The sequence below is a fragment of the Nostoc sp. MG11 genome (assembly GCF_014904695.1).
GTDB lineage: Bacteria > Cyanobacteriota > Cyanobacteriia > Cyanobacteriales > Nostocaceae > Komarekiella.
This window is the reverse complement of sequence record NZ_JACXXN010000027.1, coordinates 41337-58550: the sequence shown is the minus strand read 5'-3', so window position 1 is coordinate 58550 and position 17214 is coordinate 41337. Positions and strand designations below refer to the sequence as shown.

The following is a 17214-nucleotide window of genomic DNA, read 5'->3' as shown; positions in this document are numbered from 1 at the left end:
GACAAATGACAAATGACTGTTTGCTAGAAGTTCAAAACGTCCACGCCGGATACATCAAAGATGTAGATATTCTGCAAGGTGTGAATTTTCGGGTTGCACCAGGAGAATTGGTGGCAGTAATTGGCCCCAACGGTGCTGGTAAATCTACCTTGGCAAAAGCTATTTTTGGACTTTTAATTCCCCATACAGGCACAATTAGCTTCAAAGGTGAGAATATCGTGGGGTTAAAGTCGAATCAAATAGTTCAGCGGGGAATGTGCTACATACCACAAATTGCCAATGTCTTCCCCTCCCTCAGTGTTGAAGAAAATTTAGAAATGGGCGCTTTTGTGCGGAATATTTCCCTGAAACCGCTCAAGGATAAAATCTTTACCATGTTCCCTAGATTAAGCGATCGCCGTCGTCAACGCGCTGGCACACTCTCTGGAGGGGAACGGCAGATGTTAGCGATGGGTAAAGCTTTGATGCTAGAACCTAGCTTGCTACTTTTGGATGAGCCTTCTGCTGCCTTATCGCCCATTTTGGTAACGCAAGTGTTTGAGCAGGTTAAACAAATTAACCAAGCGGGTACAGCTATAGTCTTAGTTGAACAAAATGCCCGTAAAGCTTTGGAAATGGCCAATCGCGGTTATGTGTTAGAGTCTGGACGCGATGCAATTTCCGGCCCTGGTGAAGAATTGTTAAATAACCCTAAAGTTGGTGAACTTTATCTAGGAGTAGGTAAGGGACACTAGGGGAATGGGGAATGGGGACTGGGAAATGGGGAATGGGGAGCAGGAAGAATGACAAATGACAAATGACCAATGACCAATGACAAATGGAGATTTTTATGACAGAAGCTAAAAACGTACTAGGCACAAATCTGGAAGTTTGCTGTACTTCTCCCATGACTGGGTATTATCGCGATGGGTTTTGTAATACAGGTGGTCAAGATTTTGGGATGCACGTTGTTTGTGCCCAAGTAACAGCAGAATTCCTTGCTTTCACCAAATCACAAGGGAACGACTTGAGCACACCTGTTCCTGATTTTAATTTTCCTGGATTGAAGCCAGGCGATCGCTGGTGTTTGTGTGCTGCTCGTTGGCAAGAAGCTCTCGATGCTGGTGTTGCTCCACACGTTGTGCTATCAGCTACTCATGCTAGAGCTTTGGAAGTCTGTAACCTGGAGGATTTGAAAAAACATACCACTACAACAAATTGAGTATTTGATAACGCCTCCTCAACAACCGCTCGCTTTCATATAGTTAGTCAACTCAAAGCCATTACTAGCCAATACTTGGCGCACTTGCTCGCTTAACAGAGCAGCGAGCTCTGTTTCACCCGCGCCTAGGGAACCGTTCAGTGGTTCCCCGATGTTAACTATTGTCGGATGAGAATAAATTTCTACTAAGTCTGCCCGAATTTGGGGTATCAGACCGAGCAAGTATTCCTCGGTCATATTGCCAGTTTGCAGTAACCCATAGACCCGTTGAGCGAAGCTAATGCCTTGAGATGTCAGCAAACCCTCACCGTAGCGGCGTAGTCCACCAAATACCCCCGACCAGACTAATTTATTTAATAATCCACGACGGTCAAGCTTCAAGGTCATCGCCAGTTCTTCAGATGGCAGACGGATGACGCGAATATCAAACTCTTGCGCCAACTCAACTAGAATATTTAGGATCACTGGATGAGCGTGCAGATGTAAATGTCCGTCAACATGGGACAGAGATAGCCCAGATTCGCAGAATTTTGCCAATTGAGCGCGGATTTCATGACGCAGTTCCTCACGAGTAGCGCTATGGAATTGGTAGCGCAACCCAGCTTGTAAGGGGCTTTCTGAGAAGTTACCTTTTGAGTCAACCAAGTGGGGAATCTGGTCAGGTGGCAGAACCGCCCGACCACACACTAGTACTAGGTGTAGACCGACTCCTAAGTTGGGGTGAGTACGTGCCAAGGCGATCGCTTCTTGGGCTGCTTCACCTGTTACCATCAGGCTGGTACTGGTCAGTACACCTTGTTCATGCGCTTTGATAATCGCTTGATTGACACCGCTAGAAAAACCGAAGTCATCACCATTGATAATGATACGACGATGCGATGGGCTACGCCCCGCCGTAGGCGATCGCAACATTACTTGATTATTGGGCATGAAATATTAGGGATAAGAAAGAAACGAAGATAATTTTTGTCTCTTACCAAAGCTCAGAATCACTATTATATAAGAATTTTCAAGTCAATGTTTTTTAACAACGTTACTAAGCCGTGGCTCTATAGAACTGTAGGTATCGCTTATTTACCCTCACCAATACCGTTGCAGAGGTGGCGATCAAGGTCATTTTTCGATTTGATTTATATTTAAGTCGGGGTGCGAGTAGCACCTCATTGGTGTCAACTTAAGCTCAAACACTCAATTTCCAGTAGTTTCAGATCCCCCAACCCCCTTTTTAAGGGGGCATTCGATTCTAATTCCCCCCTTAAAAAGGGGAGCCAGCGCGGTCTTGGGTCTCCCCAAGTGGAGCGACTGGCGTGGGTTAGGGGGGATCTCAAGTCTCGGTGGTACATCGAAAAACTTTGAAATGCTTATCAGACTAGGCTTTCACGTTAAGTTGACACCAATGGTAGCACCCCAAGCCCTACAGGTTATTAAAAAACTATTGCTTTTTTCAAATTAATAATTACTTAATAGCTTCTAACTCTATATCAAGAAGATAATTTGTTAAGTAATTCCAATTTAAATTGTTGAAAAACTTTTGCCACATGTGTCTTTTTCGTTTTAAACTAATTAATTTGAATTTGGCAATAATGCCATAGTAAATACCATATCTTTCTTTTCTATAATGTTGGTATATGTAATAAGAAAAAGATTCTTCATTCCAAAAACAGGTGTGCGTAGGATCTTGATAAGCAGTTATTCCAGGAGCTTCAGGAACATGTATTCTAAAAACCCCTCCTGGCTTTAAAACTCTATAAACTTCATTCATTAAATTAATTGCTTTTGTCGGCTGTATATGTTCAATGAAATCTACTGCTAGTGCTTCACTAAAAGAATTATCTTCAAAAGGAATTCCCTCGTTTATATCACAAACTAAATCTACACCTGGCACTGGGAAGATATCAATGTTGACATACTCCTCCAAAATTTTTCTACCACAACCTAGATGCAGTTTGTTTTTATTAGCCTTGCTCAAAGTTACTTCAGAATTTGCTTTTTCCTCAAATGTACTCATAAAGACTCCTAAGTTTTACTTGATTTGAAACTAGATATTCTTGATCAATCAATACTTGAGGTATTTTTGTGCTCAGAGTAAAAAGAAAGCCATCCATCCATTAAAATATAGTGAAAATAGATAAGTATAGTGAAAATAGATAAGCTATTTGCATAAAAAATTGTATGTTGACTCATGATGATTGTCATTGATCATTAGTTACTTGTACTGAGCGACTTGTGCCGAGCTTGTCCTGAGCGTAGTCCAAGGGCGTGCTTCGACTGCGCTCAGCAACCGGAGCCGAGGTAAGTCGTTGGCGTAGCCTCTCGTAGAGAAGTATTAGTCATAAATATTTCAAAAGACAGATGACTAATGACAAAAGACAGTCTTAATACAAAAATCTACAATCTAGACGCGCATTAGCTTATTAACACACATTGAGATAGATAGACTAGTAAACATTGTACAGACCGGAGTGAAAAGTGAGAATTATAGGACTTACGCACTGAAGCTTGAAACCTAGATCCCCCCTAGCCCACGCCAGTCGCTCCACTTGGGGAGACCCCAACACCGAGCTGGCTCCCCTTAAAAAGGGGGGAACTTCTAAAGCACCCTTTTTAAGGGGGTTGGGGGATCTGAGTGCGTAAGTCCTGAATTATTATTAATTAGCGTTTCAGAGATTTTACTACGCAAAACTGTGCCTCTCGCTCCAGAGAGACAGACTTGAACTTTTATTCAAGCTAGGAGAGGCTTGTCGAACTCACATTCCTTTAGACAACAGCTGTCTGATTAGATTGTGCATTAACCGCAGATTGAGTGCGACGTTCTTTCAAGTAAGAGAAGAACTCTGCACCTTCACGCAGGCGGCGTACTAGCATTTGTCGGTCGGTGAGCATTTCGCGCACGATTGGCAGAATTGCCTTGGGACGGAAGTAAAATTTCCGGTACATTTGCTCAACTGCATCTTCAATCGCCGCACTAGAAAGATTGGGATATTGCAGCGTCGAGGTTTGAATGCCAGAGTTAGCAACTAAAGCTTGGTTTGTAAACCAGCCGTTGGCTTTGGCTTGTTCATAAAGTTCTGTGCCCGGATAAGGCGCGGCGATGGAGACTTGAATTGTGTGCGGACTGAGTTCGCAGGCAAAGCGGATTGTCTCTTCTACGGTTTCCTGGGTTTCAACAGGTAGACCAATGATAAAAGTACCGTGGACGGTGATGCCGAGTTTATGGCAGTTTTTCATAAATTCCCGCGCCACTTCTAGCTTGATGCCTTTTTTAATCCGGTTGAGAATATCTTGGTTGCCAGATTCAAAACCAACCAGCAGTAATCGCAAACCGTTGTCACGCAGTTGTTTAAGGGTATCATAATCTAAGTTTGCACGGGCGTTGCAACTCCAGGTAAGCTTAAGCCGCTTCATGTGTTCGCTAATGGCGATCGCTCGATGTTTATCAATCGTAAAGGTATCGTCATCAAACATATATTCCCGCACTTTGTCGCCAAAGATGGCTTTGGCTTCTTCCATCTCGCGTCCTACAGCTTCAGGGCTTTTATGGCGGTAAAGATGACCGCCAATTGTCTGTGGCCAAAGGCAAAATGTACATTTTGCCGGACAACCGCGCCCAGTATAAAAGGAAATGTAAGGGTGCAGTAAGTAGCCGATGAAATATTTTCTAATATCTAGATCACGCCCATAAACTGGGAGGACGCTAGGCATAGCGTCCCAATCATGAATTAATGGGCGCTCCTCATTGTGGCGGATGTGAGAGTTTTGATCGCGGTAGCTCAGACCTTTGATTTCCTCCCAAGGTTTGCCTTCAGCTAGTTCCTTGCAGGTATAGTCAAATTCATTGCGACATACGAAGTCAATGACCGGGCGATCGCGTAGTGTCTCCTCTGGTAATACTGCCACATGTGCGCCAACAAAGCCAATCTGCACATCTGGGTTTGTAGCTTTGATTGCCTCAGCACACTTGACATCATTAGCCAACGAGGGTGTACTGGTATGCATGATTACTAGTTCGTAATCTTTGGCGATTTTCAGCACATCTTCCAATGTTTGACCATGTGGAGGAGCATCAACTAGCCTGCTACCTGGCACTAGCGCAGCGGGTTGTGCTAGCCATGTAGGATACCAAAACGAAGTAATTTCGCGCTTAGCTTGGTATCGTGAACCCGCACCACCATCAAATCCATCGAAAGAAGGAGGATTGAGGAATAAAGTTTTCTTCACTGAAATATCTCTCCTTTAGTTGTCGTTAGTCATTAGTCATTTGTTAAGAGTCAACAGTCAGTAATTTATTCTCCTTGTACTCCCCAGTCCCCAGTCCCTAGCTGGCTTTTACGTTCACATCCAGTTGTTCAATGAGTGCAAAAACATCACTCCGGCTGAGTTTTTCTTTACCATTAGCTAGAGCATCAAGAGTGCCATGAGCTAAAGTGAAGGGAATTTGACAAAAGTCTAAGGCTGGGCCAGTAGGAAGAGAGTTTGTGTAAGCTTCTGCTAGTGCTAGATTACGCCGCGCATACTCTTGCATATTTACTGCATTCCAACCTTCTGGGAAGAAGTCTACCCCACGCTTTAAGTCTTCACTATGGTTACGCAAGATGTTAACCGCTTGTAAACCTCGACCAAACCCAATTGCCTGAGTCCGGTTGGTTTGTGTTCCATCGTACCAAGTCCATAAATCAGAGAGTAACAAGCCCACCGCCCCTGCAACCCCAAATGTATAACGATCAAGATCTGACTCTGTTTCAATTTTCCAGTTTCTTTCTGCCCAGTAAGCCATTCGATCTGCCATTGCAGCAGTGGCATCCCAAATCCGAGGTGCAATAGTCTCAGGTGCTAGTAGCGACCATTCTCTAATACCAACTGTAACTTCTGCTAAAGTATTCTCGTGTTCACTAAATCCTGCTGAGAAAGCATCGACTGTGAAGCCATCAACCCCCGCCTGTAATGTCAAGCTAATTGTTCGTAACAGCTTTGCCTTAGTAAGGTTATCCAGTTCTGGATGATCTTCAATTTCATCAATGGCACGCATACACAAATATGCTGACGCAACTGCTTCTTGTAATCCTGTTGGTAAAAGACTAATTGGGATATAAAAAGTTCGACTAGTTTCTCTGAGGATTTGCAATGCATCTCTACGTAAATCCATGTTTTCACTCCCCTCTTGATTTTTGCACCACATTAATGCAGTTTATTGATGATACTGGATATAGTTTTTACTAAACCTTAAAAACTATAGATACACTAGAACATCTTCTAAAAATTAATAGGTTTTGGTATCACAATTAACAAAAGTTTCAGATTTATCAAAGTCAAGTCTAGTATATAGGTTTTTGGTTGCAAAAGAGTGTGGGGTATGCTTTGGCATAGCTATCCTCAAGTTTTAGGGTAAATACAAACAATTATGCTAATATTCCATTGATTAACTCAATTTTTTCTCTTAACAAAGAGCTATTTTAATGAGTAAAACTAATTTAGCTCTGCGTTAAGCTGACTAGGAAGTTAGGATTAGTGTATCTATAAAAACAAGTTAGAAATAGCTAATAATGTACAGCGACAACCATATACACTTGCAAACGCGAATAAGAGTTTACCAAAAGGTTAAGGTAGGTTAGAGCAAGCATATACAACTGCGATCGCTAATGTAGATAGTGACACTTCTGACTATAAACCAGAACTAGTAGTTCCCGTGTATTTACTCAATTGAGAATAAAAAAGTGAGATGTTTGCTCACTCAACAAAATACTTGCGAATACCTCGTTTACGAACTAAGACAATATGTATTTTGTCAATAAGTAAATTTATTTAAATATTCAGTATAAAATTAATTACGTAATAAATAAGAAGGGGTTCTTGTCTGAACCGTATTGATTGATTGGCTGAATAATGAGGCTGGCGTAGCCTGTCGGAGACATAGACCCTATCACACTACAAAATTAAGATTTCTGGTACAAGCAATATTCTTTCTGCTTTGTTGCGCTAGCAATAGCTACTAATTTTCGATTAGAACTGTAACAGCAGCGATCGCGATCAACATTTCGTCATTTTTATCGTTGAGTTCGGGAATTGCTCGCCCTTGAACCACCATTCCCCCAGGTTCTACGGTGAGCGTTTTACGGCCAAAGGGTAGTACAGCTAGTACCTCCGCTTCTCGTACTTGTTCTGGATAGGGTACTGCTACTTGAACTTCTACAATCATTTGATTAGGGTCGCTCAAACCAGCGACTTCCCAAACACCGGGTAAAGCATTGTGAGCGATGGCGTTACGTACCGCCCTAGCCGCTGCTACTGTCGGTTCTTGTCCATGCTGGTCTATCCCCATCCCCATCTCGATAATCAAGCGTTTACGCGCCATTGCTACCTCCGGCAAATCCTGCAACTTCACTTTACCGCTCTATGGCGTAGCAAAAAAAGCAAATGTATTGAAGACTTTGCTGTCCTTGCAGAATCAAAAGATTGAGATTACAAGAATACTTCTAGTGATCAGCCAAAACCGATATTACGTAATTAATAAAATATACATATAATAATGCTCGTCAATTAACAAGATAAATATCTGTTAGACAGCTTGAGGAGCTTTTTGTCGGATAGGCACTTGAATTATGAATTTAGTGCCTTGGCCAAGAGTAGAAAAACATTGCAATTTCCCACTATGCTTCTCCGTAATGATTTGGTAGCTGATTGCCATACCCATACCTGTTCCTTTGCCTACAGGTTTGGTAGTGAAAAATGGATCGAAGATCCGGCTTTGAACCGATTCTGGCATTCCTTGTGCATTATCAGCGATCGCAATTTCCACCCACTGTGAATCAATTACGGACGTACAAATAGTAATCTGACCGGGATTTTCTTGTATTTGTTGATAGGTGTGCTTGATATATACCTCATCAATAGCATCTATTGCATTTACGAGGATGTTCATCAATACTTGATTGAGTTGACCAGGATAGCATTCCACTTCAGGCAAGTTGCCGTAATCTCGAATCACTTCAATTGCTGAACGGTCTGGTTTATCTTTGAGGCGGTGTTGCAGAATCAACAGCGTACTTTCGATACCTTCATGAATATCAACTACCTTAAACTCCGCTTCATCCATGCGCGAAAAGTTTCGCAATGACAGCACAATATTACGAATCCTCTCAGTCCCCATTTTCATTGAAGACAGCATCTTCTGTAAATCTTCGATGAGAAATTCTAGCTCAATTTTCTCTGCTAATGCTTGAATTTCTGGATCATGGCTAGAATGGCGTTTTTGGTAGAGATAAATCATCTCCAACAAATTTTGAGTGTATTCGTCCAGATAAGTAATATTGCCGTGAATGAAGTTGACTGGGTTATTGATTTCATGGGCGATACCTGCTACTAATTGACCCAGGCTAGACATTTTTTCACCTTGAATAACTTGTGCTTGGGTACGCTGCAACTCGCTCAAGGCTGTTTTGAGTTCAACAGTCCGTTCTTCGACTCGTTCTTCTAATTCTGCATTACTGTTTTCTAAAGCGATAAAGGATTCCCGCAATTGTCCTGCCATATGATTAAAAGAGTGGGTAAGGGTGTTGAGTTCATCGATATTGCCTTCTTGGAGTGTCTGTTGTAAATCACCGAATGCTATTGCCTGGGTGGTCTGATTCAAGCGCAAGATAGGATGTACAATCCAGCGCGAGGTAAATATACCAATCGCCGTTGCTACTATCAATGCCCCAAAACAAAGCAGGATGCTAATTTGGGTGCTGGCATGGATTTGTGCCATGTAAGTTTTTTCTGGAATACCGACCACTACTAACCAGTCCAAACCATATTGGTCACGCCAAGGCACAATATGCGTATAGAAATTTTCTCCTTGAACATTAACTTTCAGCTTTTGGGTATTGGCAATGGACTGGAAATCTGGAATGCGCTGCTGAAGCTGCTTAGCAATGCCTTGCACTACCGGATTAAGACTGTCGATTGCTTTGAGGCGCTTAATTTCGTTATTGACTACAGTAAAAGGCTTTTCTTCAGCAGAATTGGCAACTAACATCCCATCGCGCTCAATAATGAATACTTGTCCGAAGCGGCTGACATTTAATTTTTGTAAAAATTCGCTGAGTTTCAACAGGTGGATTTCAGCCCCCACTACACCAATCAGTTTTTTGCTAGCATCATAAACCGGACGACCTGCCGATGCCACAATATAGGGAGGATAGGCTGGGTCATAGTAGGTGTAAATCCTCACCCAAATTGGTTTTCCGGCTTTGACAGGTTCAGTATACGCAGGTTCATTGAGGATATCCCAAGTACTGGTCGTCATCACTTGGGTTGGGTTGCCATCGTTGTCTGTCAAGTAAGTTTTCGTATTTTTTGGCAGGCTTGGCGTTTTGATCACATTATCATCGATTGTCACCGTCTTGCCATCATAACGGGCGGCTCCAGCCCCTTCCCCATTAGCTAAGTTCAAGCTGATATAGGTTAGGTCATAGGCTTGCATGACGTGCCAGAAGTACTTGCCAACTTTGAGGCGATCGCGCACATTTAACAATCCCATACGAATTGCATTAGCATTGATCTGGATGACTTTATGGGGAATCGACAAGTAAGCATCCAAATGTTGATTTACCTCACTGCTAGTTCGCTCCATCAACTGATCCGCTAGATCGTTCACCGCTTTCTCGCCATTTTTAAACGACAGATATCCGACCAGTCCTACGATGCCAAAAACTTGCAGCACGAAGGGAAATATCAGAACCAGCTGTAATGAAAATCCGCGGACTTTTCTAGATGGATATATCTTCATAAGTGGTAAATCTTGGTTTGAGTAGATCTTTGCTTAACCTAGATTACCCATCAGCAACTTCAGACTATCAAAATAAGTTTGTGTTTAATTAAGAAGGTAATAGGGAATAAGTAATATCTCTGTTTGCAAACCATCAACTGATTGCTATAGAATTTGAGCGTGCAAAACGGTATCTGTATCTGTGTTGCGTCATTTTTCATCTAAGTTAATCAACACTTGTAATTAATAAAAAAACAAATCGCTTAAATAGTGCTTATTTTATAACTTTTTATAGTGAAAATACTACTTTTAATCATTTTAATTATTTAGTTATTTTCAGTACCTTTACTCAAGATTTATCAAGTTACGAAAGCTATTCTGGCCATAAAAAATGTCAAGCATATATTAATTGCTGGCAAATTTCAAAGCTAGATTGGCATTCGACATATCTGTATAAAGGACTCAAATTTCGATGGAATTTAATCAATTAACAAAGCAGCTTAATCAACTACTCGTTCAAGATTATGTGGCATTTAGCAGTACAGAAAATCCTGTTATACAAATACTTAATGAGACAAGCTTTACTCAGATTGCTTATGTCATGCAACAATATTCCATTTTTCCAAAGGAGTTGGTGTATTTCACAGAGTTAGCTAGACAGAAAGCGCTGGTAAGAGGATGGAACGGAGTTGCCCAGGAACTCCAAGAAAACATAGCTGAAGAAATGGGTAGCACTACTCAAGGAGTATCTCACTATATGCTTTTAGCCCAAGGGTTGGAAGAGGGGTTGGGTGTTTCTGTGAAGAACACAATGCCGTCAGTTGCTACATCCAAACTGCTGACAACTGTGCAATCGGTATTTGCTCAACAACTACCCTATGTACTTGGAGCAACCTATGCGATCGAAGCAACCTCAATTCCCGAATTAACTCTGATCGTGCAACTTATAGAGTGGTTGCTGGAAGGATCAATGCCTGAAGGTTTGGCATATTTCTTCAGCAAGCATTTAAATGAGTGGGAAATTGAACATGAAGCAGGCTTAAGAACGGCTGTGGCAGCATACATACAACCCGAACAATTTGGAGAGTTTGCAGCAGGGTTTCGGGCAATGCTAGATACGATGGAGGACTGGTGGCAGGAATTAGCCCAAGAGGCCATCTCATCCCTGGTTACTCTTAGCACAGCGATCGCTTAGCATTACTGGTGAAACAGAAGCTAAAACTATGAATATCTTGACCCATCCTTCATTTGTAGATGAAGCTGCTAATAGTAATAAACCGAAATTTGGCCTACCTGGTGATTACTACTTTAATGAGCAAATTTTTGCTGATGAGCAGCAAACTATCTGGCGTAATACCTGGCAGTTTGTAGGACGTGAATCCGATCTACCTGCTCCTGGAAATTATCTAACTTGCCAAGTTGGCGATCAACCCATGTTCGTGATTCGGACTAAAAATGGCGAATTGCGAGCCATGCACAATGTTTGTCCACATCGGGGAGCGCGGATGTTACAAGGGCAGGGTCATTGTCAACGAGTGCGTTGTCCGTATCATGGTTGGAACTTCGATTGGCAAGGCAATCTCAAAGGTTTACCTCGCGCTGAGTGTTTTCCCAATTTAGATAAGTCGGCTGTCCATCTAGCCACGGGACGAGTTCAGACATGGGGCGGCTTTATCTTTGTTCACCCAGAAGCAGAGGGGGAATCGTTAGTTAGTTATTTGGCCGGATTCTCAGCCTACCTAGAGCAATATCAGCACCCTTGGGAGGAACTTCAGGAGGTTGACCACTGGTTTTATGAGGAGCCAGCAAACTGGAAATTCCCAATTGAGAATTATCTAGAGTGCTATCACTTGTCTGTTGTTCATGCTCAAAGTTTAAAGTGTTTTGATCCTAAGAATATTATTTACACTCCAACCGGGCGACACTATCAGATATTTGTTCCCTTCACAGATGATGAATTTGTCAAAGATCACCCCGCTTTTTCAGGAGAACCAAAAGGACAATCGTACCAGGGCTTTATCTTTCCCAATATGATGGTCAATACTGCAAGAGACAAAGTTTCAGTTTTTCGACTGACTCCTTTATCTCCTACAAGAACTAAGTTTGAGGTTTTTATTTATCAAACAAAAGCACAGATGGAAGCATTTTCTTACAAGCCGGATGACTTTCGACCTGAATTTGAGCGGGTGCTAAATGAAGACTTTGGGGTGGTACGCTCACTACAAGCAAGTGTTCATTCCAAAGCTTATGGTGTACTTCAGCTTGCAGACATTGAATATGGAATTTCTCACTTCCATCAAGTTTTGTCAGAGTACTACCAACCTTGATATGAAATTACACCCGCTTTGAAAAAGGTAACTGTTATGGGAAAGGGATAACCCTACTCAGCTAGTAAGTTGTATGTTTGCAAAAGTCTGATCCAGCGATCGTTGCATCCAATCTTAGCTGAGCAAAATATGGCTTATTCCTTCTGCCCTCTGCCTTTGACTTATGCAGTTGCCATTGCCATTTGCCGACAAGAATCGGCGCAGCGGCGGCACATCTGAGCGCAGGCTTTCATTTGAGCATCGTCACGTCACCCATGCGATCGCCTCCGGCGGGGCGTAGCCCATCGCACTCATCTGCACATCGTTGACACAGTTCAGCGCAAACGCCGCAGGTACGAGAATGTAAGTCAGAAGCTCGAAGCATGAAATTAGCACTTGTATTGCAAATATCAGCGCAATCAAGCATTAACCGAATATGAGCAGGTTCGGCGTGATTACCACCCTTTTGTAAGCAGTAAGTCACGGTATTTAAACAAATACTATGGCAGTCTAAGCAGTTTTGAATGCACTGCTGCATCTTTTGGTTTACTTGACTCAAGGTGAGTTCTTGTATAGCCATTTATTCAGCCTCTTGAAATGGGCGCATCTATGAATTGGGTGAATACAAGCGTTTTGATAAACCTCAACAGCATTGCTTAGTGAAACGCTGAACTAAATCGTGTAACGGCTCTTGATTGCGCTAGAAATTGGTGTAGCACGGGTGAGGTGTTTGCACTTCGCCAAACAACTGCCAACTTGACATAGAACGTTTGATCTTCGAGCGGTTTGTAGACGACCCCTGCTCGTTGCAAATTCTGGAGTGAAGCTGGGACAAGCGCAACTCCTAATTCTGCTGCCACTAAGCTGACAATGGTTTGCATCTGAATTGCTTCCTGAGTTACTTGGGGAATAAATCCTGCTTGTTGACACAAACGGATAATTTGGTCGTAAAAGCCGCTTCCTAGATGACGTGGAGATAAAATGAAGGACTCCTCGGCGAGTGATGCTAATGACAGTTGTGTTTGAGTCGCAAGCGGGTGTGCTTCTGGTAATACAGCGACGAACGATTCTTGTAAAACCGTTTCCAGGCTGAGTTCGTCATCGCTGATGGGCGGACGAATAAAGCCAATCTGAATGCGATCGTCATGCAGTGCTTCAATTTGCTCGGTCGTGGTCATTTCATGCAGCATCAAACGGACATCAGGAAACTGATGGCGAAATGACCGTACGGCAGTAGGCAGCAGACTATACGTGGCAGATCCAACAAATCCAATCGCTAAACGGCCCACTTCACCTCGACTTGCACGTTGGGCTACCTCAATCGCTTGCTCAGATTGCACTAGAATTTGTCGTGCCTGCTGTAAGAAGGCAAGTCCTGCTTCAGTAAGTCGGACTGTTCGCTTTGTCCGATACAGCAACTCTACACCGAGTTCTTGTTCGAGTTGACGGATTTGTTGACTGAGTGGCGGTTGAGCGATTTGTAGTCGTTGCGCGGCGCGACCAAAATGAAGTTCCTCAGCTACAGTCACGAAGTAACGCAAGTGTCGAAGTTCCATTGCCAATTAATACGTTTTAAGTCTTAGTCTAAGACAAAAATCATATTGGACATATTTATTCAGGCTGCTTAATGTGGAAAGTAAGTTACAGAATTGCAGTTGCGCTTTTGTATTGGAGAAAACAAATGAACTCAGACAAAAATCGTGTCGCTCCTAAAGTTTGGTTGATTACAGGATGTTCAACAGGGTTCGGACGGGCCCTAGCAGAAGGCGTAGATATAGCAAAGACGCTGTTGGCGAAATATATCTTAATACTCAAAAGCCTTATTATTCCGTAGGTTGGATAGAGCGCGGTGAAAGCCAAAGTTTCTAAAACACTGATTTACCGACGTTTAAAATATTAAGTAATGTTTCGCCAACAGTGTCAGCAAAGCTGTCACCAGGGGCAAGATAACCTGAAAGTACTGCGGTGAATGACTTTTAGATATTTCAGTTACTAACCCTGTTGTGTCACTATCGCGGTAGTATAAGGATGTACAAAGCCCAGAACGAAGACACAGAGAATGGTAGAGCCTCGTCCACCCAAAGAAACCGTTAAAATTGTGGATGAATATTGTCTTTGGTATAAAAAGCTGTTTTCAGATGTCAGAAATTTTGAAGCGTTTAAGTATCTGCATATTAGGATGTATTTCTGAATTAAAACGGAAAAGTCTACCTGAAATAGCGAAAATTGTTGGGCTAGATAACTATCAAGGACTGCACCATTTCTTAACTACATCATCTTGGGAAGTAGAACAGTTAAGAGCTTTGCGATTGGAACTAATTTTAGAGGTACTAAAAGGAAGACCAATCATTTTAATTATTGATGAAACAGAGAGAAGTCTGAGCGGAGGCTTCCTCCGATCAGAACTTCGGGGAGATAAAAAGAAAGGTTCTACTACAGATTATGTGAAGCGGCAATATATAGGCAATTTAGGCAAAGTAGAGAATGGTGTAGTGGCAGTCACAGACTATGGTGTATTCTGCGGGATGACATTCCCTCTACTGTTTGAAGTGTACAAACCACGAGAAAAATTAAAGCCGGGAGATAAATATTTTACCAAGCCTCAAATCGGAGCAATACTGATAAGAAAGCTACAGTTGATGGGATTTAAATTCAACTTGGTACTAGCTGATAGTTTATATGGTGAAAGTGGTACGAATTTCATATCTGTATTAGATGAACTAGATTTAAACTATCTAGTAGCAATTCGCTCAAACCATTCTGTAGACTTGCTTAAAGGTCAGTATACTCAATACTTAAAGTGGCAGAAGTTTAAACGAGTATTCTCTGACTTAAGTAGTGAAAATCGATTTATTAGAGAAATAATCCACGGGAAAAGTGGAGAACATAGATATTGGCATTACCACAGACACTGAAACATTACCCGGAAACTCTACCTGGTATGTTATGAGTAAGTATCCAGATATTAACAAGCGCGAGGTTGGGAATTTTTATGGTTTAAGAACATGGGTAGAATATGCCTTAAAACAAAGTAAAAATGAGTTAGGTTGGGCTGATTATCGTTTTACTCGCTATGAAGATATTGAGCGATGGTGAGCCAGCGCGTTGCGGGGGTTCCCCCCGTTGTAGCGACTGGCGAACTCGAAGGGTGGGAGATTGTATGTAGTGCCTACCTCATGGTTAGTCTTCATTCAGAATCTCTGCGTCCTTCTCCCCCAGATCCTCAATCAACATTTGCTTCTCACCCCTGGTGGGATCATGGTAAAGGTTGGAAGAATATTCTCAACAATCTGCGTTTAGTTATTCAACCTTTCATTTTATTTAACCTCATATATCCCTGGTTAACAGTTTTTCCTATTCCGCAACTGTTTTCGGGTTTTTCTAAGCTTCAAGCCATCGTTTATAGGCTCACTTCTCCAATTTTTATCTTCCTAACTCACGCTGAATTCTATTTTTCCTCTGCCTAAAGTGACACAACAGGGCTAACCAGCCAAGGGATTAACAAAGCTGTAACAGCCAGCCTACTCGATCTAGCAGGAGCAAGTCGTGAAATTGTTCAATACATCGCTGGGCCAATTGTCACTCAGCAGAACGGCTGGCAACAGTCAATTCCCACTTGGGTTTGGCGCGCGATCACAGTTGATAGATTAGATGCAGCTTTACAAGAGATAGACAAGGGAGAAGTAGGTAAACTCGCCTCTAGTAGCGAAGTTGTTGCACTGATGATGCCAATTGCTTTTGAAGTGCCACTATCATCCCAATGGACAGATGTTTACCTCTGGGCAAGTTATGATGCCCTCGTCAGGCACAGACCTTTCAAGAATTTCAACTATGAAAACCTTTGGGAGAAGATTGGTACAACTCCGGTTTTGTATGACAAAATCCGCTCTGATTATGAAACCCTGGCGCTGGATAGCCGAGCGCCCTGATCCTCTCAGCAATCAGATCAACAGCTGTAGCTAGCTCTGTGTACTGCGTCTCGAACATCAAATGCAGGGTTTGGAACATCGGCCCTGTGACATTCCAGTGAAAGTTATGAGTTTTAAGATATAGGGAATAGGTGTCGGCAAGTAGACGAGAAAGCCCTTCAGTAATTTGTTTTCTGTCTGACTCGCTAATACCAATATTAACAGGCATAAAATTGTCTTGAATTCGCATAAAATTCTCCTAATAAAGTGATAACTGCAATTGTTCTTGTGATGTTGCTACAGAATCAGTGCTGCGACTAACCCGATCAACCACCTACCATTACATCTATTTGCTTTTTTAGAGCCTTGCTCAGAGATGAGGCGTTTTCTTCGCCCGTTCAGATGCGGTTGCCACGATACACCGGCTTTTTCTGCGGTAGCAAGTATAGCAACGTTAATCCCACACACAACGTCAATCCTGCAATACTGTTCCATAAGGATAGTACAAGCGCTAAGAAGTACAATACGCTAGTGCCTGTGTACTGGCGCGTGAGGTGAGCAATGAATTGATCGTCGAGATTTTTGTTCAGCAATTGATGGTTGTGACTGGCATAGAGCCACATGAACAGCCACATTAATACCGTTACGAACAACGTCAACGCATATAAAATAATTGCAGTTTGTCGTTGTTGTGTATCCGTAATGTATCTCGCTAGAACCGCTGTTGGAAACGGCAGAAACGAAATAAACATCAGAAAAAAGAGATTGATCAGCTTGAATATGCGATTGCTACGTTCGTAGAGGTTGAAGACGTAGTGATGATTTGCCCAGAAAACCCCAATCATGATAAAGCTGAAAATGTAAGCGAAATAAGATGGCCACAGCGCGAACAGCCCTGAAGCAAGACTTGTCGTTCCCTCACTAGGGTTTACTTGTGGCACTTTAATTTCCAGGATCAGCAACGTGATGGCAATTGCAAAGATGCCGTCGCTAAACGCTTCAAGGCGTTGGGTGTCTGTCTCGGCTAACGCTCGTGAGTTTCGCATAATGACG

15 protein-coding genes and 2 pseudogenes are annotated in these 17214 nt (G+C 42.5%); 6 read left to right on the top strand and 11 right to left on the bottom strand.

What is annotated here, in order from left to right:
* Positions 1-5: 5 nt before the first annotated feature.
* Together HCR01_RS26700 and HCR01_RS26695 are read left to right on the top strand one after the other, a co-directional pair.
* Positions 6-734 carry an ABC transporter ATP-binding protein gene (locus HCR01_RS26700; protein WP_193199066.1) on the top strand — a complete coding sequence of 243 codons (729 nt, stop codon included), beginning with the start codon at positions 6-8 and terminating at the stop codon, positions 732-734.
* 95 nt (positions 735-829) lie between these two features.
* Positions 830-1201 carry a DUF2237 family protein gene (locus tag HCR01_RS26695; RefSeq protein ID WP_193199094.1) on the top strand — a complete coding sequence of 124 codons (372 nt, stop codon included), beginning with the start codon at positions 830-832 and terminating at the stop codon, positions 1199-1201.
* 18 nt (positions 1202-1219) lie between these two features.
* Here the strand turns inward: HCR01_RS26695 and hpnK are convergent, their stop codons facing one another.
* The 6 genes from hpnK to HCR01_RS26665 all read right to left on the bottom strand — a co-directional run bounded on the left by hpnK (position 1220) and on the right by HCR01_RS26665 (position 9968).
* Positions 1220-2131, bottom strand: coding sequence for a hopanoid biosynthesis-associated protein HpnK (gene hpnK / locus HCR01_RS26690; protein ID WP_413773972.1), 912 nt, complete (start codon positions 2129-2131; stop codon positions 1220-1222).
* Positions 2132-2657: 526 nt separating this feature from the next.
* Positions 2658-3209: a class I SAM-dependent methyltransferase gene (locus HCR01_RS26685; protein ID WP_193199063.1), complete on the bottom strand. Its 552-nt coding sequence runs from the start codon at positions 3207-3209 to the stop codon at positions 2658-2660.
* Between the two features lie 749 nt (positions 3210-3958).
* A complete protein-coding gene (gene hpnJ, locus HCR01_RS26680) occupies positions 3959-5419 on the bottom strand; it encodes a hopanoid biosynthesis associated radical SAM protein HpnJ (protein WP_193199062.1) in 1461 nt (486 codons plus the stop codon).
* A gap of 97 nt (positions 5420-5516) precedes the next feature.
* Positions 5517-6344, bottom strand: coding sequence for a squalene/phytoene synthase family protein (locus tag HCR01_RS26675; protein WP_193199060.1), 828 nt, complete (start codon positions 6342-6344; stop codon positions 5517-5519).
* Between the two features lie 843 nt (positions 6345-7187).
* Positions 7188-7550, bottom strand: a complete 363-nt coding sequence (locus HCR01_RS26670; protein ID WP_193199059.1) for a Lin0512 family protein — start codon at positions 7548-7550, stop codon at positions 7188-7190.
* Positions 7551-7754: 204 nt separating this feature from the next.
* The gene (locus tag HCR01_RS26665) at positions 7755-9968 is read right to left on the bottom strand and encodes a sensor histidine kinase (protein ID WP_193199057.1); all 2214 of its coding nucleotides are present in this window, start codon (positions 9966-9968) and stop codon (positions 7755-7757) included.
* A 451-nt stretch (positions 9969-10419) separates the two neighbouring features.
* Here HCR01_RS26665 and HCR01_RS26660 point away from each other — a divergent pair, with 451 nt between their 5' ends.
* A complete protein-coding gene (locus HCR01_RS26660; RefSeq protein ID WP_193199055.1) occupies positions 10420-11142 on the top strand; it encodes a DUF3865 domain-containing protein in 723 nt (240 codons plus the stop codon).
* Positions 11143-11170: 28 nt separating this feature from the next.
* Positions 11171-12274: an aromatic ring-hydroxylating oxygenase subunit alpha gene (locus HCR01_RS26655; protein WP_193199054.1), complete on the top strand. Its 1104-nt coding sequence runs from the start codon at positions 11171-11173 to the stop codon at positions 12272-12274.
* A 161-nt stretch (positions 12275-12435) separates the two neighbouring features.
* On the opposite strand, the gene HCR01_RS39075 is transcribed toward HCR01_RS26655, so the two are convergent.
* The 3 genes from HCR01_RS39075 to HCR01_RS26645 form a co-directional block, all read right to left on the bottom strand.
* Positions 12436-12489, bottom strand: coding sequence for a hypothetical protein (locus tag HCR01_RS39075; RefSeq protein WP_226889651.1), 54 nt, complete (start codon positions 12487-12489; stop codon positions 12436-12438).
* A 14-nt stretch (positions 12490-12503) separates the two neighbouring features.
* On the bottom strand, positions 12504-12833 hold the full coding sequence (locus HCR01_RS26650; RefSeq protein ID WP_226889644.1) for a four-helix bundle copper-binding protein: 330 nt from the start codon (positions 12831-12833) through the stop codon (positions 12504-12506).
* 76 nt (positions 12834-12909) lie between these two features.
* The gene (locus HCR01_RS26645) at positions 12910-13809 is read right to left on the bottom strand and encodes a LysR family transcriptional regulator (RefSeq protein ID WP_193199053.1); all 900 of its coding nucleotides are present in this window, start codon (positions 13807-13809) and stop codon (positions 12910-12912) included.
* Between the two features lie 125 nt (positions 13810-13934).
* On the opposite strand from HCR01_RS26645, the gene HCR01_RS39070 reads away from it, so the two are divergent.
* Together HCR01_RS39070 and HCR01_RS26635 are read left to right on the top strand one after the other, a co-directional pair.
* Positions 13935-14087, top strand: a complete 153-nt coding sequence (locus tag HCR01_RS39070; RefSeq protein ID WP_226889643.1) for a hypothetical protein — start codon at positions 13935-13937, stop codon at positions 14085-14087.
* Positions 14088-14312: 225 nt separating this feature from the next.
* Positions 14313-15720 (top strand): annotated as a pseudogene (locus tag HCR01_RS26635) (IS701 family transposase).
* 421 nt (positions 15721-16141) lie between these two features.
* On the opposite strand, the pseudogene HCR01_RS26630 reads toward HCR01_RS26635, so the two are convergent.
* Positions 16142-16411: pseudogene (locus HCR01_RS26630) on the bottom strand (Dps family protein); the annotation flags it as partial.
* A gap of 148 nt (positions 16412-16559) precedes the next feature.
* A complete protein-coding gene (locus tag HCR01_RS26625) occupies positions 16560-17207 on the bottom strand; it encodes a TMEM175 family protein (RefSeq protein WP_193199051.1) in 648 nt (215 codons plus the stop codon).
* Between the last annotated feature and the right edge of the window lie 7 nt (positions 17208-17214).